This window comes from Sporosarcina sp. 179-K 3D1 HS (genome assembly GCF_047228905.1).
Classification (GTDB): Bacteria; Bacillota; Bacilli; order Bacillales_A; family Planococcaceae; genus Sporosarcina.
The window spans coordinates 70211-94034 of sequence record NZ_JBFEGI010000005.1; the positions used below are offsets into that span (position 1 = coordinate 70211).

The window sequence follows — 23824 nt, forward strand, 5'->3', positions numbered from 1 at the left end:
TTACAAATCCTTTTAGTTTATTTTACGTTTGCAGTTTTTTTATAGAAGCAAAGAAAAAAGCGACCCGGAAAGTCATAATTTCCTGACTTTCCGGGTCGCTTCACAAATGGCTACGAAACGATATTACTCAACTATACAACGTTCTATATTTACTTCGAAACGATTTCGCCTAACTTCATAACATTCGCTTGAGCCCTCGAAACGTTTCTGCCGAACCTCGAAACATTCCCATGCAGCTTCGAAACGTCCCTACCCAATTTCACAACATTCCGATGCTACCTCAAAACGAATCACCCCGTCGCCTTAATCCCCAAATAAGCCGATCGTACTTGTTCGTTGGAACTGATTTCTTCATTGGTGCCGGTCAGGATGAATTTCCCTTGGTCCATGACATACGCCCGGTCTGCCACTTTCAACGCGGCTTTGACGTTTTGTTCGACGAGGATGACCATCGTGCCCATCTCTTCTTTGATGCGCAATAAAATCTCCAAGATTTCGCTGACGATTTTCGGGGCTAGGCCCATGGACGGTTCGTCCAACAGAATAATCTTCGGGTTGGACATAAGGGCCCTGCCAATGGCGAGCATTTGTTGCTCGCCCCCACTCATATTCCCGCCCAAATTGTGATAGTGCTTTTTCAAGCCAGGGAACATTTCCATCATCTGGTCCAAATTCTGACTGACCTTTTCTTTATCCTTGTAATATTTCGTATACATGCCCAGCAATAGATTTTCTTTCACGGTAAGGTTGGAAAAGACTTGGCGCCCTTCCGGAACGAGACTTAACCCTTTGCCGACCACTTTATGGGAAGGCAGCCCGCTGATCTTCTCCCCGTGCAACGTCACTTCGCCTGATGCGGAAGGATACAGCCCCGCCAACGTGTTTAACAATGTACCTTTCCCTGCTCCATTTGCCCCGATGATTGATACGATTTCCCCTTCATCCACATGAAAATCGAGGGAATGCAGGATTTGGATTTTCCCGATTTTCGTGCTTAAATCCCGTACTGTAAACATTTACACCGCCTCCTCGCCCAAATACGCACTGATGACTTTTTCGTTCTTTTGAATTTCCTCCGGCGTTCCTTCAGCAATTTTGGAGCCGAAATCCAATACGACGATCCGGTCCGCCAGCTCCATGATCGTCGCCATCTTATGCTCGACGAATAAAAAAGAATGTCCCTGCTTTTTCAAATCCGCAATATAGCCTGCCATCATATTGGTTTCCGCGTCGTTCAATCCAGCCATCGGTTCATCCAACATGATAAGCGACGGCTTGTAAACAATGGCACGTGCGAACTCCAACTTTTTCTGCTGGCCATAGGAAAGCTGGCCCGCCTGTTCAAACTTCAACGGTTCGAGCCCAACCATCTTCAGGACATCCATTGCGATACGATACGCTTTTTCTTCATTGCGCTTGACGCTAGGAAAACGGAAGCCTGCGCCGAAAATATTCGTTTTCAGATCTACATACGTTCCCATCATGACGTTCTCCAAGACCGTCATATTGCTGAAGATCTGCAAGTTTTGGAAGGTCCGGGAAATACCGAGCTTCGCCAGTTCATAGACCTTTTTGCCCGTCAATTTTTCCCCTTTGAACAGGACCTCGCCTTCCGTCGGTGTGGAATACGAAGAAATCATATTGAACAGCGAGGTTTTCCCCGCGCCGTTCGGTCCGATCACTGCGACAATTTCCCCTTCGCCGACCGTGAAACTGACGTCATTGACCGCCACAACGCCGCCAAACCGCTTTGTTAAGCCTTTCACTTCCAGGAGCTTACTCATTAGTTGACACCTTCCTCAGGAATGACATTTTCTTTCTTCCTACTCTTCCACACCATTTTCCTCAAAGAGTCCAACACACCGATCAACCCTTTTGGCATATAGATCATGACAATGACAATAATGAGTCCGTACACCACAATTTCTACCTCTCCGCCGATGTTGAAATAGGTATGTCCGACGAAGCGGATGAGTTCATTCAAAAACATGATTGCTGCGGTGCCGATCATGGCTCCCCAAATGGAATGGACACCGCCGACCATGACCATAACCAATAGCAGAATGGAAAACGTAATATAGAATGTCGGTGGGGCGATAAAGTTAATATAGTGGGCATAGAGGCTTCCTGCCAACGATGCAAAAACGGCACTGATTGCAAAAATCAGCACTTTATATTTCGCCGAATTGATGCCCAATGTTTCCGTTCCAATTTCACTGTCATGGATACTGCGCAATAAACGTCCGACATTGGAGCGGATGATATTCAATGAAAACAGGATAACCAAGGCGACGACGGCCCACACGAAAAAGTAGAAAAAGAGTTGATTGCCTAAATTCAAACCGAACAGCGACAAGTTCGGAATGCCGACCAATCCACCCGCACCGCCCGTATACTTACTCAAGCCAAGCATTAATGTATAGACGATGATATTCACAGCAATGGTGGCCAAAGCAAGAATATGACCTTTCAATCGCAGAATCGGGATGCCGATCAGGTACGCAACGATGAAAGTCACGACCATTCCAATGCCCATGGCAAGCCAAGCGGATACATCATACTTTGCCGTCAAGATGCCCGACGTATACGCGCCGATGCCAAAGAATGCAGCATGTCCGATTGAAATTTGTCCTGCATAGCCGATCAGCAAACTTAACCCGATCGTTATGATGCAATAGATCCCGATTAGGATTAACAGCGTGAAGAGATATTGGGAACGGATGAAAAGTGGCAGGACCAACACAACTGCCATCAACCCTAAAAACCCTTTCCAGCGACTTCCGTATAATAGATTATCGATATTTACCATAGTTCCGCATCCCCCTTTCTATACCCGTTCACCCGTAGCAGTCGCAAATAATCCATTCGGTTTGTAGAATAAAACAAATAGCAAGAAAGCGAACGCAATGGCATCGCTATAATAGGTTGAAATATAACCGCCCGAAAAGGCTTCGATAATTCCTAGCAACAAGCCGCCCGCCACTGCTCCCGGGATGCTATGCATGCCGCCGAAGATCATTGCGACAAACCCTTTGATTCCAATGAAAAAGCCCATTTCATACGTGGCATCTGTTAACGGGGCGATCATGACACCTGCCAAGGCACCAAGCGCAGCCGCCAATGTAAAGGCCAACGAAGACATCGTATTGATATTAACTCCCATCAAACTGGCGGCTCGCGGATTTTTCTCACTCGCTCTTAAAGCAGAGCCAATGAACGTTTTCTCAAAAAACCAATAGAGCACGACCAATAAAATGATGAGAACCGCAAAAATAAAGATACTTTGCGGATTAATGACCGCCCCCATGAACTGGATCGGTTTCATTTCAATAACGGATGGCAACGGTTTGGGTGATGTTCCCCAAATGATCAGGCCCATCCCTTTCAAAAAGATCGAAACTCCTAATGTAATGACGATCAGGATAATCGTCGTTGCATTCCTGGCCGGAAAAATGGCCAACCGTTCCACACCGAAACCGATGAGCGCTGTCAATAAAATCGCTAATGGAATGGCACCGAGAATCGGAATGCCGAGATTGACAAACGTTACACAGGACAAGGCGCCAATCATAGCAAATTCGCCTTGTGCCAAATTCAAGATGCCCGTGACGTTATAAATGGTCACGAAACCGACGGCCAGTAAAGCGTAAATGCTTCCTACCGTCAACCCGGTAATTAAATACTGCATAAATAAGTCCATATGGAAACCCCTTTCGAAAGAGACCTATGGTAGGTTTACCATAGGTCCATTGTGTGACTGACGTTCTTATTCTTCGATATACTTCCACTCATTGTTTTCAATCGCCAAAACGGAGATCCCATCCGCAAGCGAGCTTGCCTGGGACTCTTGGAAATTGAATGTGCCTGTCGCTCCCATGTATTCGCCAAAGTCATTTTGTAAATAATTTTGGATGTCTTCGGAAGTATAGTTTCCTGCTTTAATCGCTTCGACTACGACATTAATTCCATCTAAAGCATGCGCTCCGAACAGATCCGGCTCGCCGCCAAAGTCAGCCGCATACGCATCCCTGAAAGCAAGCAACATCTCTTTTTGTGCGGAATCCGGCAATTGGTCCAAGACGCTCAATTTACTTCCGACGACCATGACATTTTCATTGTCATCTTTCACTTGATCCAAAAAGCCTTGATTCGCTGCAGCAGTGCTTTGAATCATAGGAATATCAAAGCCGAGTGATTTAAAGTTACGTGCCACGATTCCAGCACCTGGTGTTCTCGACCAAACAATGACAGCTTCCGGATTCTTGCTCTTCACTTTTGTCAGCTGGATTGTCATGTCTGTTGCCGTTGCATCAAATTCCTCATGAGCTACCACTTCAATTCCATTTTGTTCAGCCAACTCTTTGAACGCCGGAAGACCGACCACCCCAAAGCCGTCCGCTGCATTTAACCAGCCGACTTTCTTGATATTATGCTTGTTCAAATACTCGATGATCGGAGTAACAATTACCGAAGTGCTATGCGCCATGCTATAGACATACTCATTGTTCTGTTCAATTGGAGCAACCGTCATTAATGGAACTTTGTGTTCGATGGCTTTTGGCATGATAGCCATCGATGTGCTGGACTGAGTCGCACCAACAACTGCCACGACCCCTTCGGACAGAAGTTTGTCCATCGCAACGACCGCTTTTGTATCATCCGTTTCATAGTCATGTTTGACGAGCTGAATTTTTTTGCCGTCGATCGGTCCCGCTTCATCTAACTGCTTCTGCAGCAACTTCACCGTATTGACCTGCGTGCTCCCAAGTGTGGAAGCAGGCCCTGTTTCAGCAATGATGACCCCGACTTTGATGACGTCTTCTTCTTTTTTGCCTGATTCCGCACTGCCCTCTTCCTCATCCAAACCACAGCCCACCAATATCAACGTGAGTACCATGGCTAAAACTGCTAAACTCTTTGCTTTAAGATACTTTTTCATTTGAACCCAGCCCCCTATTTTTTATTTATATCGTGTAAAAAACATTTTCTAAAACACGGCACTCGGCATCTCTCCCGCTTTCAAACCTCCTCTTGTTTTCCGAACCCCGCAATACACTGGAAAGTCCGCAATTTTCACCACCCACTTCTGGAAGCGCTTTCAAAGCAGAAGCAGGTATGCTGAAATTCCTATCAGCTAAGTACCATCAGTATAATTTAATGAATTTTCACAATCATCCTCACTATGTAGGAAAATCAATTTTGTTTATCCTCATAAATGATGAATATTTAGAAATGTCAATTAAAATGGCAGAAAAGCTGTCAGAAGAAATGGAAAATCCGATTTCTCATGACAGCTTTTTGGTTATATGGCGGCAGCCTGTTCTTTATGTTTCTGATTTTTCTTCTGCTTTTTTTCCAAGCTACTTTGACGGAATCGATTGTAGATCGGCAGGAATGCCGACAAGAATGCTAGGACGAGAAAGACTGCTGCTATTGGTCGCTGTATGAAAATGAGCAAACTGTCTCCCGACATGACAAGCGACTGGCGAAATGCTTGTTCTGCCATCGGCCCTAAAATGATGGCAATGACCATTGGAATAACGGGATATCCGAATTTCGGTAAAATGTAACCAATCACCCCGAATACCAAAGCAATCCACACAGACGACATGGAATTGTTGAAAGCATAGGATCCTACTAGACAAAGAACGAAAATGAGAGGGAATAACACGTAAGACGGAATGAGCGTAATAGTTGAAAACCAACGGATCGTTGATTTGACGATGAAAAACATCAAAATGTTGACCAAGATAAAACCGAACATAATGGTGTAGACAAGCGGACCGTGTGTCTCAAACAATTGCGGGCCCGGTTGGATTCCCTGGATGAGCAACGAACTGAGCAACACTGCTGTAACGACATCTCCCGGAACTCCTAATGTCAACATAGGAATAAGGGTAGCTCCCGTCGTTCCATTATTCCCGGATTCGGACGCGGCTACGGCATCCATGCTCCCTTTCCCGAATTCTTCCGGAGTTTTCGAAGACCGCTTTGCTTCATTCACACTGATGAACGAGGCAATCGCCCCGCCTGTTCCCGGGATGGCACCTATGATGGCACCTATGATACTGGACTTGAAAATGGTTTTCTTATAGGGCATCAAATTATTCCAACCGAATTTCTCCTTCTCCACTTCGGTCGTCGTGGATATGGACTTCGCTCCTTTTTCCACTTGACGCAAAATCTCCGCGATAGCGAACAATCCGATCAGCGCAGGAACGATATTGATGCCCGAGAGAAGAGTTGTAACATTGAAGGTCAATCGTGCACTTCCTGTAATTGAATCGATTCCTACCACAGCTACAAGCATCCCGAGGCAAGCCATCACAATCCCCTTGGCTAGCGATTTACCGCTAATACTGGCAATGATGGTCAATCCGAACAAAGCAAGGGCAAAATACTCGGGCGGTCCGAAATTCAAAGCAAACTTGGCGACTTGCGGAGCCGCAAATAAGAGGATCAGTCCGCTGATCAACCCGCCGGCCACCGAAGCGTAGAGTGACATATTCAGAGCGCTTGAAGCTTTCCCTTGCTGTGCTAGCGCAAAGCCATCCTCCGCCGTGGCAGCTGAAGCCGCTGTTCCAGGCGTTTTCATTAAAACGGCACCGACCGACCCCGCATAGGTACCCGCACAATAGACGCCGATCAACATGAGAATCGCCGCTTCCGGAGGCAACCCGAATGTGAAGGGGATCATTAACGCAACGGCCAGCGTCACACTGATGCCAGGCAATCCCCCTGCGACGAGACCTACAAAGATCCCGATCACCATGAATAATAGATTTTGCCAAGCGAATACATGAATTAGGCTCCCTAGTAGTTCATTCATCTTTGGTCCCTCCTTACAACAGAATTCCGGTTGGAATGGATAGTAATAGTAGATATTTGGCAATTAAATAAATGACGAACGTAAAAATTGCCGAATACAGGCCCATTTTCAATAGATGACGGCTTCCGATAGTCCACATCAAGGCGACGGTCAATAGGAAAGTGGTGACAACGAAGCCGATGATCGGATTCAAAAAAGCCCAAAACACGAGCAATGTGAATGATAGGATAACCCGTCCGGTTTTCTTGTCTTCTTTTCCCGCTTCCGTACTTTCCATAGATTGTACTGCCTTATCTCGCAACGTATTGGTAATCAAGGAGACAACACTCATGGAAATGATCATAAACGCCAGAACGTATGGAAAAAACCGTGGTCCTACACCTTGGCCGGATACTTCAGCAATTTGCTGCGGGATAATAAAGAGCAAGAGAATCCCGAAAGCAATCATGAACAGCGGTGGCAAAATAGCTGGAAATCGTTCACTCATAATGGGCAGATGCCCCCTTTCTTGGAAGTGTCATCTTTTACACAGCGGAAACCGATATTTCCGGATGAACTATCCAGTGTATTTCCCGTCCGTGCTGCAACGCGGTAACGATTGCAGTAGGAGTCATGACAAAGATACGATCCGCCCTTCATCACTTTCATCTCTCCGGTTGGCGGTCCCGTTGGATTGACAAGGACTTCGCTCCGTTCATGATGGGGGGAAAACCAATCTGCACACCATTCCCATACGTTTCCGGCAACATTGTATAGTCCATAGCCATTCGGTTCGTAGGCGTCCACTGGGGCAGTACCCAGATATCCATCTTCGCATGTGTTTTTATCTGGAAACGTCCCCTGCCAAATATTGCATTGGTATGTACCTTGCGCCGTCAACTCATCTCCCCAAGGGTATAGTTTCTGGACCAACCCGCCACGTGCCGCGAATTCCCACTCTGCCTCGGTTGGCAGCCGCACTCCTGCCCATCGGCAGTACGCATCCGCATCATTCCAGGAAACGTGGACGACCGGGTGATCCATCCTCCCCGTTATGGATGAATCCCGCCCTTCCGGATGCGCCCAATCCGCTCCTTCGACGACAAACCACCATGGTGTTTGCTGGACGACTGTCGTCACCTTCCGCTTCTCTTCCTCGGAAAGGAGCAGATGAAAAACAAATGACCAACCATATCTTTCTGCATCCGTCACATACCCGGTTTCTTTGACAAACTGTTGGAAATCCCGGTTGGTCACCGTATATGGATCAATCGAAAACGGATTGACTTTCACCTTTCGGACAGGGCCTTCTCCATCTGCCCGGAATCCTTCGTCCCCGTCTGTCCCCATTAGGAAATCGCCTCCTGCCAAATCCATCATTCGTTCCGGATATAGTAAAGTCTCGCTCTGTTTCAGAACAACTGAAGGAACTTCTTCTTGGACGGCAATTTGTCCCCTTTGGGCTGCGCAACATGGTTGCATGACGGCCCCTCCTTCCTCACATTACTAGTTACTCGGTCAACAACTCTTCCAATACGAGTGCTTCCAGGTCCTCTTTATAAGGCTCTATAGTGAAGCTCACTTTTTCCAGCTTCCCCTTGAACGGGAACGGGGAGCGGTAGAAACTGCCGACAGGGCTACGCCCATTTTGTCCGATATAGAAATTGCTCCGTGAAAAGCCTAGGGCAAATGTATGACCAATTTCCCCTTCTCCAATCTGCTTTCCATTTGCAAACAATCGGATGATCCCTTCATCGTCCCCTGTTTTGGCAAACGTCACGGTAATTGAATAAGAGCCAAGCGGAAGTTCTGCAGTTGATCGGATTGTATAGCTTTCCAAATTAGAGAAATTGTAATGGAAGACCAGACGATTTTCTTGGATAAACAACGTATATCCGCCGGAATGATCACCATGGGCAACGATAACCCCGTCATCGCCAGTTCCAGCTCGATGCAACTCCGCTTCAATTTGGAATATTTTATTTCGCAAGTCCGGTATTTGATTGCCTATATGAATGGCCGGCGATGCGTAATACACTCGTTGAACCGGACCTTCCGGCATTTCCCGGCGTTGGGTGATCAATTTCAATCGCTGTTCCAACGAACGGCTATCCAGCGGGAAGACATCGTACTTTTCCGCTTCCTCCCACCAAAGGGCAACCAACTCTTTCACTTTCTCCGGATAAACGGCTGCCAAATCATTCGACTCTGTGAAGTCATGGACCGTGTCATATAGCTCCCAAACGTCATCGTCGAACGAAGTGTCGGGAAGGTGACGGGCCACTGCTTTCCAACCGTTATTCCAGATCGCACGATTTCCAGCAATCTCGAAATGCTGGACCTTTTTCCGGGTCGCTTTCATGCCGTCCGCTAGTGTATAGAGGAGACTGGTCCCCTGAATCGGCTTTTGTGGGACTCCCTTATATTCAGTCGGCATCTCCACACTGATCAATTCCAATACGGTTGGCATGATATCCGTTACGAAATGGTACTGTGATCGAACCGCACCCGGATCTTTAATTTTTTCCGGATAGCGGATAATGAGCGGGCAACGGATTCCACCGGCATGCGTGAACGTCTTATACCATTTCAGCGGCGTATTTCCGGCCTGTGCCCAGCCTGCGGGATAATGACTATTTGCTGTCGGCCCGCCAAGTTCATCGATGCGGGCTAGCTTTTCCTCTAAAATCTCCGGCACCGCATTATAGGAAGGCGTCCACGAATTTACCATTCCCCCCTCGCCGCCCATTCCGCAAGCTCCGTTGTCGGATAAGAGCACAATCAACGTATTATCCAACTGGCCCAAATCCCGCAAATTATCGATGAATCGGCCGATATGGTAATCGGTATGTTCCAGAAACCCTGCAAACACTTCCTGCATCCGGGCGTATAAGCGCTGTTCATCCTTGCTTAACTCTTCCCATGCCTTCACCCCCGGATTGCTTGGCGGTAAAACTGTGTCCTGGGGAATCAACCCCATTTCTTTCTGCCTTTCAAACCATTCCTCCCTCGTCAGATCCCAGCCTTTATCATACTTCCCTTTGTACTTCTCGATGAATTCCTTTGGCGCTTGGTGGGGCGCATGCGGAGCCGCATAGGATAAATAACAGAAAAATGGTTTCTTCGGAGCTTCCGACTTTTGCGTTCTAATATAATGAATAGCCTGGTCAGTTAAATCTTCCGTCAGATGATAGCCTTCTTCGACACTTTTGGGCTGAGAGACGCGTTGATTTCCTTCCACCAAATCAGGATGGAATTGATCTGTCGCTCCCCTCATGAAACCATAAAAATGTTCAAACCCTCGACCAAGCGGCCAACCATCGAACGGTCCGATATGGGACTGTTCTTTACCGGGAGCCAAATGCCATTTTCCAACGGCGAACGCGTTATACCCTTCTTCCAGCAGTACTTCACTCAGCATCGCCGTGTCTTTCCGCACTTTTCCGCGGCAATTCGGAAAGCCGGTATCTAGTTCCGACACGAATGAAACGCCTGTTGAATGCGGATTTCGGCCAGTCAAAAGGGAAGCCCTCGTCGGGGAACACATAGCGGTCGTATGGAAATTGGTATACCGCAATCCCTCTGCCGCCAGTCGATCCATATTCGGCGTGGATATGTCGGAGCCGTAACAACCGAGCTGAGAAAAGCCCAGATCATCCAATACGATATAGACGACATTCGGTTGGTCCGAATCCGAAGCATGCTCCTCAGGCCACCAAGGCGTCGACTCATCAACCGTTCGGCCAATCACTCCCTGAAATCTCTCTTCACTATGCTGTGTCATACTATCCGACCTTTCTGTCCCGCTATTTCTCCATTTTGCATCGTCTCGGTTCCCGTATGGGAAAGCGACAATTTCCTATCACTTACCGGAGTACTCGATAGCTTCTTTATTGACGTGATATTCTTTATCAACAGATTCCGTAGCTTCATCAGCGTTTAAATAGTTCGGCGGCAATCCAATTTTTACAAAGGCGTCCTTCATTTCTTCTTCATTCATCGTTTTGGCCACGGCAGTGTCAATGGCATCCCGAATTTCTATTGGAAGATTTTTAGGGCCGTATAAAGAAAAGGAAGCGGAATGGTTCATGTTATATCCTTTTTCTTCCGCCGTTGGTACGTCTGGAAACTCCTCCATTTTCTTGTTGCCAAAGTTAATTAAAATTTTGATATCGCCGCTTTGGGCATAAGAAATGAGATCTGTCTCTACAATCGCTGCCGCGTCTACATCTTTAGCCAATAAAGCCGTCCGGGCAGGTGTACTTCCTTGGAAAGGCACTCCTTTTATCTCAATTCCTGTCTCACGTGCTAATGTCAGCATGGCAATTTCACCTAACGTGCCGGCACCGGGATTGCTGTAAGAAAACTTGCCCGGATTAGCTTTCACATCGTTTAGAAACGAATCAAAATCATCCCATGGTGCATCTTTATGGACCGCTAACATAAAATCATTGGAAGCTACTTGACTGATCATAACGGGATCGTCATACTGATAGGTCGTTTGGCCAAAATGAGGCTGCAACGTGACAGGCCCAAGCGGACCAAAACCAATTGTGTATCCATCCGGTTTCGAATTAATGACCTCTGTCATCGCCACTACCCCAGCTCCTCCCGGTTTAGCCTCAACCGTTATATCCACTTTATTATCAAAGTTTTTACCAAGCTCTTTTGCCAGGAGTCGGGCCCCAGTATCAGCGATTCCTCCCGGATCAAATCCGGTAATTATTTTGATCGGTTTGTTTGGAAAATTATCGGCAGTCGCCGCCTCACCGCTAGAGTTTGCACCACTCGCATTATTACAGGCAACCAGTGCCAGCATTCCAATCGATAAGAACGCTCCCATCACATACTTTTTAACTTTCATTCTAAATCCCTCCCAGTCATTGTTAATGTTTGTAACCAATCTTCCGTAATTTTGGAAGCGTTTTCAAATGTCACTCACCAGTTTTCTCCCTTTTGGATAAAAGTTAATTCAGAAAAGAGAAATAACTTTTCAAAAGCATACCAACTCTAACTAGAATTGGATACCCGCAAAGTGTTGGAAATGTTGATCAACTTTTTCTACGAAAAGCGGATTAAGGTTTTAGAGTCACTAGATAACAACATCAAACTCCTTATGGCTTTTAATGGGGAGAGAAGCGCGGAACAATGTAAGCTCCCACTACTTTATTCATTCACTATCAATGTTTGTATGTACGAGAAAAACAGCAACGGACCTCCCGATTAACTCAGAGAAAGGTCCGCTGCTGTTTGGTAGTGTTACTCTTTGTCTTTCCCAACTTCATTGAAAGCTGATTTTCATTCTGTTCAACTTGGCATTCTTTATCTCAATGTTTTCAATGCAGTGCTCCATGCTTCCACTTCATCGAGCATGGCATTTACATTATCCAGATGTAGCGATTGGGGTTTAAACTCTGATCCGTTTTCAAAGTCTGTAAAGAGAGATAGTGTCGGATGGGTGCGGACGTCGGCAATTTTCAATTCGCCACAGATACCGCGTAAATGTTCTGCCGCACGCGCTCCGCCAGTCGAGCCGTAACTTACAATGCCGGCTGCTTTATCATTCCACGCTTCTCGAGCAAAATCGAGAGCGTTTTTCAATGCGCCAGTGATGCTGTGGTTGTATTCTTGTACGATAAAAACAAACCCATCCAAATTCGCAAGCTTTTCATTCCAAGCTGCAATTCCTGGCTCTGTTCCATCGGTTTCTCCTAAAAACGGTAGTTTAAAATCGGCAATGTCCACAATTTCATAATTGGCATTGTCGCGTTGGTCAGCAATTCCTTTTACCCATTCTCCAACTTGTGGACTGACCCGGCCTTGACGTGTGCTTCCTAAGATAATTCCAATGTTTAGTTTTTCAGTCATGTTTTCATTCTCCTCTTTTTGTTTTCCGAATAATTTATCAAAAAAACCCAATGTTCTTACCACCTATCCATTAGTTTGTCTAACTCTGACTTGAGGTCCTTCGCTTGAAACAGCCTACCCTATACTTGCAAGGCAATCCGATTCCCGGAAGGATCCACTGTATAAAAAGAGTCGTTTTCTTTTATCACTTGTGCACCAATACGTGTCAACTGCTCAATGACCTGATTTCGCTTTTCCTCATTCGGCAACATGAGTGTAAATGATTCTAACCCGGTACTATTCGCTGCTGGCGCAGGTGCTCCGACACCATTCCAGGTATTCAGTCCGATATGGTGATGGTATTTTCCCGTTGCCATGAAAAGCGCCTGTCCACCGTAGCGGTTCACGACATCAAAGCCAAGTCCCTTACTGTAAAACTCTTCAGACCTTTGCAATTCGGAAACATGCAAATGGATATGGCCCATCACCGTGCCGGCCGGCAATCCATTCCACTCCCCTTGTTTCCCGGTCGAAAGCAAGTCTTGGAAATCTAGCGGATCAACAGTCATAGCAACTTCCTCATTTTTCCACTGCCATACAGCCGGGTTCCGATCCGTGTAAATTTCAATTCCGTTTCCATCCGGATCGGACAAATAGAGCGCCTCACTTACTAAATGATCCGATGATCCAATGGGAACTCCCTTATCTATAAAGTGAAAGACAATATTCGCCAGATCAGAACGATTTGGCAAAAGCAAAGCAAAGTGATAAAGCCCCGTCGTTTTTCCTTGTTTAGGGACAACTTTTTCTGGTTGTTCAAGCGATAACAATACCGTCTTTCCATCAGCAGATAAGTTCGCAGTTCTTTCAGTTTGATTTACGATCTGAAAGCCAATGATATCTTGATAAAACGCTAATGCCCTTTCTAGATTTTCCACTTTCAAATTCACTTGCCCAATGAAAGTGAAAGGGGCTTGATGAAAATTCATTAGAATTCCTCCTCAATCAAGTAGCATCTTTTGTTAAGAATTTTACCACTTACTTTATGTAAGTAACTATACAATTATTAATTATGGACGTCAAGTAAGTAATTCGCAAAATACAATTCAATTATTTATCATAATAGGTATAATAGAAATAAGGAGTTGATTTCATTGGATAAATCAATTTGTCCCAGATTCGAAAAAGCCATGTCCCTATTAAATAAAAGATGGACCGGCATGATTATTTATCAACTGCTTTCCGGTCCACAGCGTTTTTGTACCATTGAATCCTCCATTGGCGTCAGCGGCAGGGTACTGTCAGCGCGGTTGAAAGACTTGGAGAACGAAGGCATCGTAAAACGGGAAGTTTTCCCGGAAACCCCCGTTCGCATCGAATACTCATTGACCAACAAAGGTTCGGCATTGGAACCCCTAATGAAGGAAATAGAGACGTGGTCACAGGAATGGCTAGAAGGAGAAGGCTGAAGATCATTTGCGGAGGCCGTCAAATAGAAACAGGTGGAGAAAAACAAAACGTTTTTCTCCACCTGTTTTTTGTTTTTTCCTTTCACTGTAACTAATGTCAAAGTGACAATTTTTTTGGTAAACAAACACCCCCGCCGACCACTGCATCCCGTGAAATAGTGAGGAGTCCATTGGTTTTAGAAAATGAAAAGGCCGCGAACAGGATCAAGGCTGTAATGACCGGACGCAATCCATAAAACGCAGATTGCACCATCGGCATATCATTTATTTTGTAAAAGAATGTAGCAATCAGAAAAACGATCAAGATGGAGGGTAATGTGATAGCGATGGCAGAAATGATGACGCCCCATAGACCCGCCGTCTCAAAGCCGATGAAAACAGCCGTGAAAATTGGTCGCAATTGGCCCTGGCGACATTCCCGCAATCGCGATGATATCTGTCAATTGTTGGGTAGTCATCCAGCCGCGGCGAAGGGCTTCCTGTTCAATGACCGGTATGATGGCATAGCCGCCACCGAACGAGACAAAGCCGATAACAAAAAATAGAAAGAATAAACTCCAAAGAGTCAGGATTTCATCTACCGTTTTTTTCTCCAAATTTTTTTCATGTAATGAACGACCAAACCGCCTACCAACCCGGCGAAGACAAAAACGACCGGGTGAATATGGAAAACGAGAAACAGCAAAAGTTTAGCCAGCAAAGCGATAAGCGTCACTTTGCCTTTGATGGTTGAGCGGAATGTCATAATAGCAGCAAACGCAATAAGTGTCACGAAACGGGACGAATCCCTTTAAACGCTGCTTCGACGCCGGATGATCCCGATTGTCGGGGCTATCACCCCTTTGAATCCCGCAATTCGGTAGCCGAAAAAGCGGAGGAGTTTACGCCGACTGACCCCGGTGGCGATTGTGCCAGCGCGAACACATCGATTCCCCAAGCCAATCCCGCTGGTCGACCACTTCTTTTGCATTATGGTAAACCCGACGCTAAATGTAATCGGGCTGACTTTGAAAAAGGGTCAAAACAACTGAAGTAATAGACGAAAATTTTTATACTTCATATAATTATCCTCTCTACCCTTTTAACCTTTTTGAATAAAAGAGAGCAAAAATTGAACCTATCCATCACGTCCAGATTTTATATTTCGCTTTTTTCAAAAAGGAAGACGGTCGCACTAAAATGGTTTGCAGTTGTCGCAACAACTGCATAACCCTGCAAACCTCACGATTGATGAAAAAGATAGCTGCGTAAGTTCACTAAATAGCGGCCGTATGAAATTCATTCGAAAATTTTTACGTATATCACTTAGAAAAGTAGGGAACTCTACTGATTCAATTCAAAAAAAGAGTGGAAAAGTTGAATCGCTCCTCCTAACGCAATCGCTCGCTCTCGCAAGGAACCTTTCTTGAACAATGGCGAGGGGGTTTCTTTCGTGTATATATGGGACTTCGCACTCTGTACTACCTCTTCAAAGAAAAAGGAAGTTCCGTAGACAAGCGGTCCGTGGAGGACAACCAGTTCCGTCCGGAGCGTATTTATCATATTAGCTAATCCGATTCCCATATGAAAAGCGCCTTGTTTTGCAATGAAAATCGCTTGTTCATTGCCAGCATTGATTTCCTCCAGAAATTGCTCTGAATCACAAGATTTGCCGCTTACCGCTTTAAAATCCTTAATCATGGCAGGTAGCGTCGCGTAGGCAGAAAGGCATCCGCTTTTCCCGCAAATACAAACCTTTCCATTTGCCTGTACGATGAGATGTCCCATAGCGCTCGTATCCCCTTGGCGAGAGGAGGTAACTTTCCCATTATGGAGGACGCCACCCCGTATTCCATACCCATTAATACAGTATATGATATTTGTGTACAATTCGTCATAGAAATAATATTCGGCAATCGCTGCGGAGTTCGCTCCGTTATCAACCGACAATTCGGTAGAAAATTCGGAAAGCTCGGCTGAAATATTGACCAGATCCCATCCGGGTGCCAGAAAATTTTCTGAGTTCATAACTTTCCCTTCGGTTCTCAATATTGGTCCAACCGTGCCCACACCAATTCCAAGAAGTTCATCAGTGGAAATCGAATACATTTTAAGCCAATTTCTGATGACGCCTTTGATTTCCTCGAACACGACATCCGGCGTATGGCAATTTGTCATCAGTAGTGCATATTGATCCACCACGTTGAATTTCATATCGGTCAAAACAAGCCGGCTTGCATTTCTAGAAAGGTCAATACCGATTATCCATGCCGCTGCTTCATTTACTTCATACAAGATGGGCGGTCGTCCCCCGCTCGATGGACCGGTTCCTGCCTCCCGTATACATCCCATTTGCAGCAGTTCGTCAATCAGTCGCGTCATCGTCGTCGGCTTCAGTTGAATATGCTGCCCTAAATCGATTTTGGTGATGGGGCCGAAGTGATGAATCAATTTATATACCATTTTCGGCAACTCGTTTTTCCTTGAATCATCCATTAAAAATTTTTTCATTCCCATTTCCCACTCTTTCTACTATACATTATAAGCAATATCCTATCTTTTGCACGTGAATATTAAGGCACTTCAAAAAATTAATAATATAGAATCCCGCTATTAAACAAATATGATTATCATATATTGAAAAAATTATAACATGTCCCAAATGATTTTTGTAATTATTCCCCTCTTCAATTTAAAATTAAACGCTTGAAACAACTGGCTTTCTAACACTTTGTGAAAAAGGAGCACATTCATTATTTCCAATTAAATAATTTACACCTATTTCATTTTGAGTAATCAGAATTAAATAAATTTCAATAGATACTTATAATTAAAAGTGTTATAATACATACTACCTATACTGACCTCTGTATATTTTAGTCTATAACTTACTAAACAATTCCTTATCGATTTGTGAGAGAAAGGAAATCTGCCATGGTATTAGATGCATTTAAAAACATTCCATCTATCTCTTATCTTCTGGATGAGAAGTTTTGTGTGTGGATTACGGACCGCCAAGGAATCTTCACGTATGTAAATAAAAACTTTTGCCTTTTATCCCAGTATGAGGACAGCGAGCTCATTGGGCAAAGTTTTAGCATGCTCAATCCGACCTTTACGGCAGAGCGTTCCATTCCACAAGTGGAAAAAGAAATTGCCGAAAAGAAAGTTTGGCAGAGAAATTTGAAGAATTTCGCTAAAGACGGATCTCCTTTTTGGGTCAACGCCACTGTCATTCCCATTTTGGATGACCATGGCGTAAATACCCATTTCCTTTCGGTCGATACGGATATTACAAGCAAAGAACTGGCTAACTTTAAATATAGGGAAGCGGTCGAAAATCTCCGAAACATTGAAAATGCACTAAACCAGTCCTCCGTTGTTGTCGTTACCGACCCGGCAGGCAAAATTACATATGTAAACGAAAAGTTCCTGAAACTCTCCAAGTATTCATCTGAAGAATTGATCGGTAAAACTCACCGAGTAGTCAACTCGGGTTATCACTCAAAAGAATTTTTCAAGGAAATGTGGGACACGCTCGGAAATGGTCAAATTTGGAGAGGCGATATTAAAAACCAGGCAAAGGATGGGAGTGCCTACTGGGTCAATACTACCATCGTGCCCTTTCTCAATAAAAATGGAAAGCCCTATCAATATATTGCCATCCGTACAGATATCACTGCACGTATAGAGGCAGAAAAGTCTCTGGAAGAAGCGTTGAAAAATGACTTCCGACAAACTGTTAAAAATCTACAAAATGCGATCTTCAAATATACACTGGATGATGACGGTGAAATCGTCTTCACGCTAATAGAAGGAAAAATTGCTGAGAAGTTCAACTTCACGGTAGAAAAAATCAATCGAAATTTGAAAGGCATCAAGAATCTAAAAACAAGGACAGACAGTGTTCACAGCCAATTGATGCTCGGACTGCTAGGAAAAGAGACAGATTTTGAACTGAGTTATCACGGCCACACTTTTTTATTTTACCTGTCTCCTATCTTTGAAAATGGACAAGTGGTGGAAGTTGTCGGTACGGCAAGCGATATCACGGAACGAAAACGAGCAGAGAGAACAATCGAGCGTATGGCCTATTACGATTCACTGTCAGGATTACCGAATCGAAGGCTTTTGGAGGAATGCGTAAGAGAAGCGATCCAAAAAGCCAAGCTGAAAGAAGAAGAGCTGGCCATCATGTTCATTGATCTGGATCGGTTTAAGAACGTCAATGATTCCATGGGCCATCTTGTTGGAGATCAATTGCTGAAGGCCGTGGGCGAACGCCTCCAACTATGCGTACGCGAAAAAGACGTCGTCGCCCGCCTAAATGGGGACGAATTTGTCGTGATGTTTCCTTCCTCCAATGCTGCCGAAGTGGAATCCGTTGCCGCCAAGATCATTGATGAGATTTCAGAGCCATTCCTCTTCAATTCGGTAGAGGTATACGTTTCCGCAAGCGTTGGCATCAGCATGTTCCCTCAAGACGGGGATGATTATGATACCTTGTTGAGCAATGCGGACTCCGCCATGTACTTATCAAAAGAATATGGCAAGAGTACCTATCAATTTTTCACCAAAGAGTTGCGGGATTCCATGCTGGAGAAGACCCTGCTGGAAATGGAACTTCGCCAAGCTTTGAAAAAAGGACAATTGTATCTGCACTACCAACCGCAGTTCAATACAAAAACGGGACAATTAAAAGGATTGGAAGCGCTCGCCCGCTGGAAACATCCGTCACTCGGAGTCATTTCACCTGGCCGCTTCATTCCGATTGCAGAAGAGACGGGGCTGATTTTGCCGATCGGCCATTGGATTATCAGCACAGCCTGTCAGCAAGCGAAGAAATGGGAGAAGAAAGGACTTCCAGCCGTTCGTATTAGTGTCAACGTCTCCATGCGGCAATTTATGCAGTCCGCTTTTGTGTCGCAAGTCCAAAATATTCTCGATGAAACGGGACTTCACCCCAAAAAGTTGAACATCGAAATTACCGAAAGCATGACCATGGACGTGGATCTTTGCCAATCCGTCCTGTCCCAGTTAAACGAGATTGGGGTGAGCGTCAGTATCGATGATTTCGGTACGGGCTATTCATCTCTCAGTTATTTGGGCTCCTTTCCGATCAGCCACTTGAAAATTGATCAATCCTTTGTACAGGAAATGACGCCTAAAAACCGGGTAATCGTTAAATCCATCATTGATCTTGCAAAAAACCTGAACCTCAACGTCATTGCAGAAGGAGTGGAAACCGAGGAACAAGCCCTCTTTTTAAACAATTTACAATGTGATGAAGTACAGGGCTACCTCTTTTCAAAACCTCTTCCCGTTATGGAAGTGGAAGAACTCCTGATTGAAGCGCAGATTAATTCGGAAGTACCAAGTTAATTTTTTATGGGGCCGTTCTAGGAGAACGGCCCTTTCCGTCGGGCACCCCTGCTTATATTTCCCGCGAAACGCTTATAACTTCGGACAAGCGATCATATCTTTCAACAACCGATCATATCCCTCGCTGAACGCTCATAATATCGGACGAGCGCCCATATCTTTCGACAACCGCTTATATCCCCCGCCGAGCGCTCATAACTTCGGACGAGCGATCATACCTCACGGCAACCGCTCATATCTCCCGCGAAACGCTCATAACTTCGGACAAGAGATCATACCTCACGGTAACCGCTCATATCCCCGGATAAAAGCTTCTCATTCAAAAGGTGTATGGCGAAAGATCAGGAACCGCTCGTTGCTGTCCTCTTCGTATAGGCCAGGCACCGGTACTTCGTTTACCCGCCAAAATGGCGTCCTCGTTTCAAGGAACTCAACATAATCGTCTGTCGGATAATAGAGAATGAGATCGACTTCCCGATTTCGCGTCGCTTGCAAAATTCGGCGCACTACCGTCATGAAGATCTGTATGGAAAATGGATTGAAAAAGTAAAACTTATTTTGCGAGGGCTCAATCGCATATTCTTCCGCCTGACAACGTTCGAATTGTATGAATCCAGCATGGCGGCTTCTTTTGGCCTCGAATTTAGCCTTGTTATCAAGCGCCTCATGGTAGAGCTGTCCATTCATCTCAATGCCTATGACCTTTGCTTGAAAACGGTCAGCAATATAAAAGGCAAGACGCCCTTTCCCGCTTCCAAAATCAACGACCTCATCTTCCCTTTCCAATGGATATTCTTGAAACAATGCCTCCAATGCACGGTAAGGTGTCGCCTCGTACCGGTTATAATGCGACGACTGTGTCAGCCACTCCCGCATCCCAGCCGTTTTGACCCCTAACAATCGATCAAACTCTTTATCATTCATCGCGTTCCACCTGCCATCCCAGCAAAATTCTCAATGTAATTCTATTCTATCAAACTTCATTACAACCCTTTCTTTTCTTATGTTATAATAATCTGATAGTTTTCTGACTGTCGCAAGAAAGGATCGATTGGATGGAATCAGCTCAATTAAAATGGTCAGTTACCGGGTTAGCCGGATTTCAATGGTTATTTTTCATGTTCGCCAATACGGTCGTCATCCCGATTTCGGTCGGAGGCGCTTTCGGATTGGAGCAAGTTGAAATTGTATCCGCCATCCAACGTTCCTTTATTTTCACGGGGATCGCCTGCCTCCTTCAAGCGTTTGTGGGCCATCGCTTGGCATTGATGGAAGGTCAATCTGGGCTGTGGTGGGGGGTTATCCTCAGTGTGGCCGCAACCGCGAGTACTCTAAACCTCGATTTACTGACCGTCGGCGGAAGTATTGCTGTCGGTGTCATGATATCCGGGGGCCTTGTCATGGTGTTGGGCATGCTCGGCATGGGGGAAATCCTGAAAAAATGGTTCACTCCGATTGTCATGTTCGTGTTTTTGCTGTTATTGGCTAATCAGCTCATCACCATTTTTCTAAAAGGTATGATCGGCCTGAATACAGGCGATACGATTGATCTGAAAGTCGCCGGTTTTTCATTCCTACTGGCTGCACTAACCATTTTGATTCAAGTGAAAGGGAAGGGGATTGTCAGCAGCTTGAACCTGCTCATTGGAATGGTGGCCGGTTGGATCGGAGCCGTTCTTTTATTCCCTGGGGAAGCTTCAGAAACAATCCGGACGACCCCTTTCCTCAATTGGTTTCCGTGGGGGCCGCCGTCATTAGAATGGGGGATTGTACTGACGGTTGTCATTACTGGCCTACTGAATACGACAAATACGATCGCCACGCTGAAAGGGGCGGAGGATATTTTTGAAAAGGAGACGACACCGAAACAATACAAAAGCTCCTTTTTCATTACCGGCTTGTTGACGACCATTTCGGGGATACTCGGTCTCGTGCCGTATGCACCGTACGCGTCATCATTAGGGTTCTTGCAGTCTACTGGAATCAAGGAACGTGCTCCCTTCGTCGTCGGCTCCGTGTTATTCATCCTTCTTGGGCTAGTCCCGCCTTTAAGCGCATTTTTCTCTACCATTCCGCATAGCGTCGGAAATACAGTGTTATTTGTCGCCTATTTGCAATTGTTTCGCTCCGCTCTCCGCAATATCGAGGGACTGTCTTTCGAACCGAAAACCATTTACCGCGTGGCTTTGCCGGCGTTATTGGGATTATCAATCATGACCTTGCCCGCCAGTGTTTTCGCCACCATGCCCGAACTGGTCCAACCCCTACTATCGAGCGGATTATTGATGGGCATCCTGGCCGCCTTGCTAATGGAATTGATCTATTGGGTTGGGGGACGGTTGCAGGTAAATCAATAAATTATGAAAGTCGCAAACATTTGCGGCTTTTTTCTATTAGGGAAACTCAGCCATATGGATAGAAATTTTTGGATTCTATTTCTTCCGTTCGGGTATTGTACAGAAAGCGACCAGTTGAAATATGTTTACCGACAGGGCTAAACGTCTTTTCCTCAATGTCCTTGGACACTGCAAAACTGGTATTTCCGATTGGAGGGATTCCATTGTTACGCGACAAGATCAAACATACGAAACGCTATCAAGAAATTATCAATGCGTTTTTACGAAATGGCTTCAGTCATTTTCTGTTCCGGCTCGGTTTGACGGAGCGGGACATCCGAGTGCGGCCAACCGATGAGGAATGGGATATAAACAGACAGAATATCGGAGTTCGACTTCGACAAGTTCTACAGGAATTGGGGCCGACTTTCATTAAATTCGGGCAAATTGCGAGCACTCGGCGTGATCTGATTCCTCCTGAAATCACACGTGAACTTGAGAAACTGCAAGATCACGTCGAGCCGTTCCCCTTCAATCAAGTCCGAATAATCATTGAGTCTGAATTAAATGATACACTCGAAAATCTCTTTGCCGATTTCGATGATGAGCCATTGGCAGCGGGGTCGATCGGCCAAGTGCATCTCGCCTCCTTGCCGACGGGTGAGCCGCTTGCCGTCAAAGTGCAACGGCCCGATATCCAATCAACTATCGAAACAGATTTGGCAATTTTAGATGAATTGGCTCGTTTCTTGGAGGAAAATACGGCTTGGGCCAAACCATACCGGGTTCGCCAAATGGTCCGTGAAGTGGCTCGTTCGCTACGGGAGGAACTTGATTACACGATTGAGGGCCGGAATGGGGAACGAATTGCCAAACAGTTCATTGACCAGCCCCACATTTATATCCCGAAGACGTATAGGGAAATGACGACGAAAAAAGTCCTCGCCATGGAACGAATCGAAGGGATTAAAGTAACGCAAGTGGAACGGTTGGCCAAGGAAGGCTATGATCGGGAATTAATTGCCGAACGGCTCGTCGATTCCATGTTCCATCAAGTGTTGGATCATGGGTTCTTCCACGGCGACCCTCACGCGGGCAACGTGTACATCCTTCCTAATAATGTCATTTCTTATATCGATTTCGGGATGGTCGGTCGGCTTGGCGAAGAGATGAAATACCATCTTGCCTCGCTGATCATTCATTTGCGGAAAGGGAATTCAAAAGGGATGATTAAGACATTTGCCGACATGGGGATTTTATCCGTGGAAACTGATATCGGTGAGTTGGAGCGGGACCTGGACGATCTGCAATGGAATTATTATGACACCTCTTTTGAGCAATTGAATCTGGGAGAAGTTTTGGTCGAATTGTTTGCAGTCGCCTACCGTCATCATATCCGAATCCCTTCCGACATCACCTTGCTTGGCAAAGCGATTCTTTCCTTGGAAAATAATATTTCTTCATTAGTTCCCAATTTCAATATGATGAGAGCAGTTGAACCGTTCGGAGAAAAATTGCTTCTCGAGCGATATAGTCCCGTCCGATTAGCCAAGAAATCATGGCATCAACTCGTGGAAAATGTAGATATTCTATTTCATTTGCCAAGGGATGTGAAAGAGGTGACGCAGACGATCCAACGCGGAAAATTGCAGTTGGATATCAATGTCCAGCAAGTGAAAGTGATTTTGCGGAGATTCGATCAAATCAGCAACCGTCTTTCCTTCAGTATCATTCTGTTGGCATTCAGCATATTGATGGTTGGCCTGATCATCGGTTCTGCAATCGCAGGCCAAAAAGAGCTCCTCTGGCAACTGCCTGTCATCGAAGCTGGTTCGATCATCGCTACATTGATGTTTTTATATTTGATTATCTCGATATTCCGCTCGGGTCGGATGTAGGAACAAAAGCGTAGGGCGCCTGCCTAGAGGCGACAGGCATAAGACGAAGATGCGGCGTGGCGTCTTTTGCCACAGAGCAGCTTTGACTTATGACCCCGAGCCTCT

General features: G+C 45.6%; 22 protein-coding genes. 4 read left to right on the forward strand and 18 right to left on the reverse strand.

Features of this window, described 5'->3' with window-relative positions; genetic code table 11:
• Positions 1-290: 290 nt before the first annotated feature.
• The 12 genes from AB1K83_RS08740 to AB1K83_RS08795 all read right to left on the reverse strand — a co-directional run bounded on the left by AB1K83_RS08740 (position 291) and on the right by AB1K83_RS08795 (position 13644).
• The gene (locus tag AB1K83_RS08740) at positions 291-1016 is read right to left on the reverse strand and encodes an ABC transporter ATP-binding protein (protein ID WP_413057800.1); all 726 of its coding nucleotides are present in this window, start codon (positions 1014-1016) and stop codon (positions 291-293) included.
• Positions 1017-1784: an ABC transporter ATP-binding protein gene (locus tag AB1K83_RS08745; protein WP_413057801.1), complete on the reverse strand. Its 768-nt coding sequence runs from the start codon at positions 1782-1784 to the stop codon at positions 1017-1019.
• On the reverse strand, positions 1784-2809 hold the full coding sequence (locus AB1K83_RS08750) for a branched-chain amino acid ABC transporter permease (protein ID WP_413057802.1): 1026 nt from the start codon (positions 2807-2809) through the stop codon (positions 1784-1786). Before AB1K83_RS08750 ends, AB1K83_RS08745 begins: the two co-directional genes overlap by 1 nt.
• Positions 2810-2827: 18 nt before the next feature.
• The gene (locus AB1K83_RS08755) at positions 2828-3700 is read right to left on the reverse strand and encodes a branched-chain amino acid ABC transporter permease (protein WP_413057803.1); all 873 of its coding nucleotides are present in this window, start codon (positions 3698-3700) and stop codon (positions 2828-2830) included.
• A gap of 66 nt (positions 3701-3766) precedes the next feature.
• Positions 3767-4939, reverse strand: a complete 1173-nt coding sequence (locus AB1K83_RS08760) for an ABC transporter substrate-binding protein (RefSeq protein ID WP_413057804.1) — start codon at positions 4937-4939, stop codon at positions 3767-3769.
• Positions 4940-5302: 363 nt separating this feature from the next.
• Positions 5303-6829 (reverse strand): tripartite tricarboxylate transporter permease, encoded by a 1527-nt coding sequence (locus AB1K83_RS08765; RefSeq protein WP_413057805.1) that lies wholly within the window; start codon positions 6827-6829, stop codon positions 5303-5305.
• Positions 6830-6842: 13 nt separating this feature from the next.
• Positions 6843-7316: a tripartite tricarboxylate transporter TctB family protein gene (locus tag AB1K83_RS08770; protein WP_413057806.1), complete on the reverse strand. Its 474-nt coding sequence runs from the start codon at positions 7314-7316 to the stop codon at positions 6843-6845.
• Entirely contained in the window at positions 7313-8290 is a 978-nt protein-coding gene (locus AB1K83_RS08775) for a formylglycine-generating enzyme family protein (protein WP_413057807.1), read from the reverse strand. Before AB1K83_RS08775 ends, AB1K83_RS08770 begins: the two co-directional genes overlap by 4 nt.
• Positions 8291-8318: 28 nt before the next feature.
• Positions 8319-10559 (reverse strand): sulfatase-like hydrolase/transferase, encoded by a 2241-nt coding sequence (locus tag AB1K83_RS08780; protein ID WP_413057808.1) that lies wholly within the window; start codon positions 10557-10559, stop codon positions 8319-8321.
• A gap of 111 nt (positions 10560-10670) precedes the next feature.
• Entirely contained in the window at positions 10671-11672 is a 1002-nt protein-coding gene (locus AB1K83_RS08785) for a tripartite tricarboxylate transporter substrate binding protein (RefSeq protein ID WP_413057809.1), read from the reverse strand.
• A 458-nt stretch (positions 11673-12130) separates the two neighbouring features.
• Entirely contained in the window at positions 12131-12727 is a 597-nt protein-coding gene (locus AB1K83_RS08790) for an NADPH-dependent FMN reductase (RefSeq protein ID WP_413057810.1), read from the reverse strand.
• Between the two features lie 68 nt (positions 12728-12795).
• Positions 12796-13644, reverse strand: a complete 849-nt coding sequence (locus AB1K83_RS08795; RefSeq protein ID WP_413057811.1) for a VOC family protein — start codon at positions 13642-13644, stop codon at positions 12796-12798.
• Positions 13645-13809: 165 nt separating this feature from the next.
• On the opposite strand from AB1K83_RS08795, the gene AB1K83_RS08800 reads away from it, so the two are divergent.
• Positions 13810-14124 (forward strand): winged helix-turn-helix transcriptional regulator, encoded by a 315-nt coding sequence (locus tag AB1K83_RS08800; RefSeq protein WP_413057812.1) that lies wholly within the window; start codon positions 13810-13812, stop codon positions 14122-14124.
• A gap of 97 nt (positions 14125-14221) precedes the next feature.
• On the opposite strand, the gene AB1K83_RS08805 is transcribed toward AB1K83_RS08800, so the two are convergent.
• The 5 genes from AB1K83_RS08805 to AB1K83_RS08825 form a co-directional block, all read right to left on the reverse strand.
• On the reverse strand, positions 14222-14524 hold the full coding sequence (locus AB1K83_RS08805; protein ID WP_413057813.1) for a chromate transporter: 303 nt from the start codon (positions 14522-14524) through the stop codon (positions 14222-14224).
• Positions 14487-14720, reverse strand: coding sequence for a chromate transporter (locus AB1K83_RS08810; RefSeq protein ID WP_413057814.1), 234 nt, complete (start codon positions 14718-14720; stop codon positions 14487-14489). Before AB1K83_RS08810 ends, AB1K83_RS08805 begins: the two co-directional genes overlap by 38 nt.
• Positions 14702-14896, reverse strand: a complete 195-nt coding sequence (locus AB1K83_RS08815; RefSeq protein WP_413057815.1) for a hypothetical protein — start codon at positions 14894-14896, stop codon at positions 14702-14704. Before AB1K83_RS08815 ends, AB1K83_RS08810 begins: the two co-directional genes overlap by 19 nt.
• 18 nt (positions 14897-14914) lie before the next feature.
• The gene (locus AB1K83_RS08820; RefSeq protein WP_413057816.1) at positions 14915-15094 is read right to left on the reverse strand and encodes a hypothetical protein; all 180 of its coding nucleotides are present in this window, start codon (positions 15092-15094) and stop codon (positions 14915-14917) included.
• A gap of 353 nt (positions 15095-15447) precedes the next feature.
• Positions 15448-16614 (reverse strand): ROK family transcriptional regulator, encoded by a 1167-nt coding sequence (locus tag AB1K83_RS08825; protein WP_413057817.1) that lies wholly within the window; start codon positions 16612-16614, stop codon positions 15448-15450.
• 423 nt (positions 16615-17037) lie between these two features.
• On the opposite strand from AB1K83_RS08825, the gene AB1K83_RS08830 reads away from it, so the two are divergent.
• Positions 17038-19485 carry an EAL domain-containing protein gene (locus AB1K83_RS08830; protein ID WP_413057818.1) on the forward strand — a complete coding sequence of 816 codons (2448 nt, stop codon included), beginning with the start codon at positions 17038-17040 and terminating at the stop codon, positions 19483-19485.
• A 315-nt stretch (positions 19486-19800) separates the two neighbouring features.
• Here the strand turns inward: AB1K83_RS08830 and AB1K83_RS08835 are convergent, their stop codons facing one another.
• Positions 19801-20409 (reverse strand): methyltransferase, encoded by a 609-nt coding sequence (locus AB1K83_RS08835; RefSeq protein WP_413057819.1) that lies wholly within the window; start codon positions 20407-20409, stop codon positions 19801-19803.
• Positions 20410-20540: 131 nt separating this feature from the next.
• Between AB1K83_RS08835 and AB1K83_RS08840 the strand changes: the two genes are divergently transcribed.
• Positions 20541-21842: a uracil/xanthine transporter gene (locus tag AB1K83_RS08840; protein ID WP_413057820.1), complete on the forward strand. Its 1302-nt coding sequence runs from the start codon at positions 20541-20543 to the stop codon at positions 21840-21842.
• A 203-nt stretch (positions 21843-22045) separates the two neighbouring features.
• Positions 22046-23719, forward strand: a complete 1674-nt coding sequence (locus AB1K83_RS08845; RefSeq protein ID WP_413057821.1) for an ABC1 kinase family protein — start codon at positions 22046-22048, stop codon at positions 23717-23719.
• Positions 23720-23824 lie beyond the last annotated feature (105 nt).

Excerpts from the sequence above, each read along its gene's own strand:
- AB1K83_RS08755 (WP_413057803.1), bottom strand. The coding sequence starts at position 3,700 with ATGGACTTATTTATGCAGTATTTAATTACCGGGTTGACGGTAGGAAGC.
- AB1K83_RS08745 (WP_413057801.1), bottom strand. The coding sequence starts at position 1,784 with ATGAGTAAGCTCCTGGAAGTGAAAGGCTTAACAAAGCGGTTTGGCGGC.
- AB1K83_RS08775 (WP_413057807.1), bottom strand. The coding sequence starts at position 8,290 with ATGCAACCATGTTGCGCAGCCCAAAGGGGACAAATTGCCGTCCAAGAA.
- AB1K83_RS08750 (WP_413057802.1), bottom strand. The coding sequence starts at position 2,809 with ATGGTAAATATCGATAATCTATTATACGGAAGTCGCTGGAAAGGGTTT.
- AB1K83_RS08830 (WP_413057818.1), top strand. The coding sequence starts at position 17,038 with ATGGTATTAGATGCATTTAAAAACATTCCATCTATCTCTTATCTTCTG.
- AB1K83_RS08820 (WP_413057816.1), bottom strand. The coding sequence starts at position 15,094 with ATGCAAAAGAAGTGGTCGACCAGCGGGATTGGCTTGGGGAATCGATGT.
- AB1K83_RS08785 (WP_413057809.1), bottom strand. The coding sequence starts at position 11,672 with ATGAAAGTTAAAAAGTATGTGATGGGAGCGTTCTTATCGATTGGAATG.
- AB1K83_RS08835 (WP_413057819.1), bottom strand. The coding sequence starts at position 20,409 with ATGAATGATAAAGAGTTTGATCGATTGTTAGGGGTCAAAACGGCTGGG.
- AB1K83_RS08770 (WP_413057806.1), bottom strand. The coding sequence starts at position 7,316 with ATGAGTGAACGATTTCCAGCTATTTTGCCACCGCTGTTCATGATTGCT.
- AB1K83_RS08795 (WP_413057811.1), bottom strand. The coding sequence starts at position 13,644 with ATGAATTTTCATCAAGCCCCTTTCACTTTCATTGGGCAAGTGAATTTG.
- AB1K83_RS08825 (WP_413057817.1), bottom strand. The coding sequence starts at position 16,614 with ATGAAAAAATTTTTAATGGATGATTCAAGGAAAAACGAGTTGCCGAAA.
- AB1K83_RS08765 (WP_413057805.1), bottom strand. The coding sequence starts at position 6,829 with ATGAATGAACTACTAGGGAGCCTAATTCATGTATTCGCTTGGCAAAAT.
- AB1K83_RS08840 (WP_413057820.1), top strand. The coding sequence starts at position 20,541 with ATGGAATCAGCTCAATTAAAATGGTCAGTTACCGGGTTAGCCGGATTT.
- AB1K83_RS08740 (WP_413057800.1), bottom strand. The coding sequence starts at position 1,016 with ATGTTTACAGTACGGGATTTAAGCACGAAAATCGGGAAAATCCAAATC.
- AB1K83_RS08760 (WP_413057804.1), bottom strand. The coding sequence starts at position 4,939 with ATGAAAAAGTATCTTAAAGCAAAGAGTTTAGCAGTTTTAGCCATGGTA.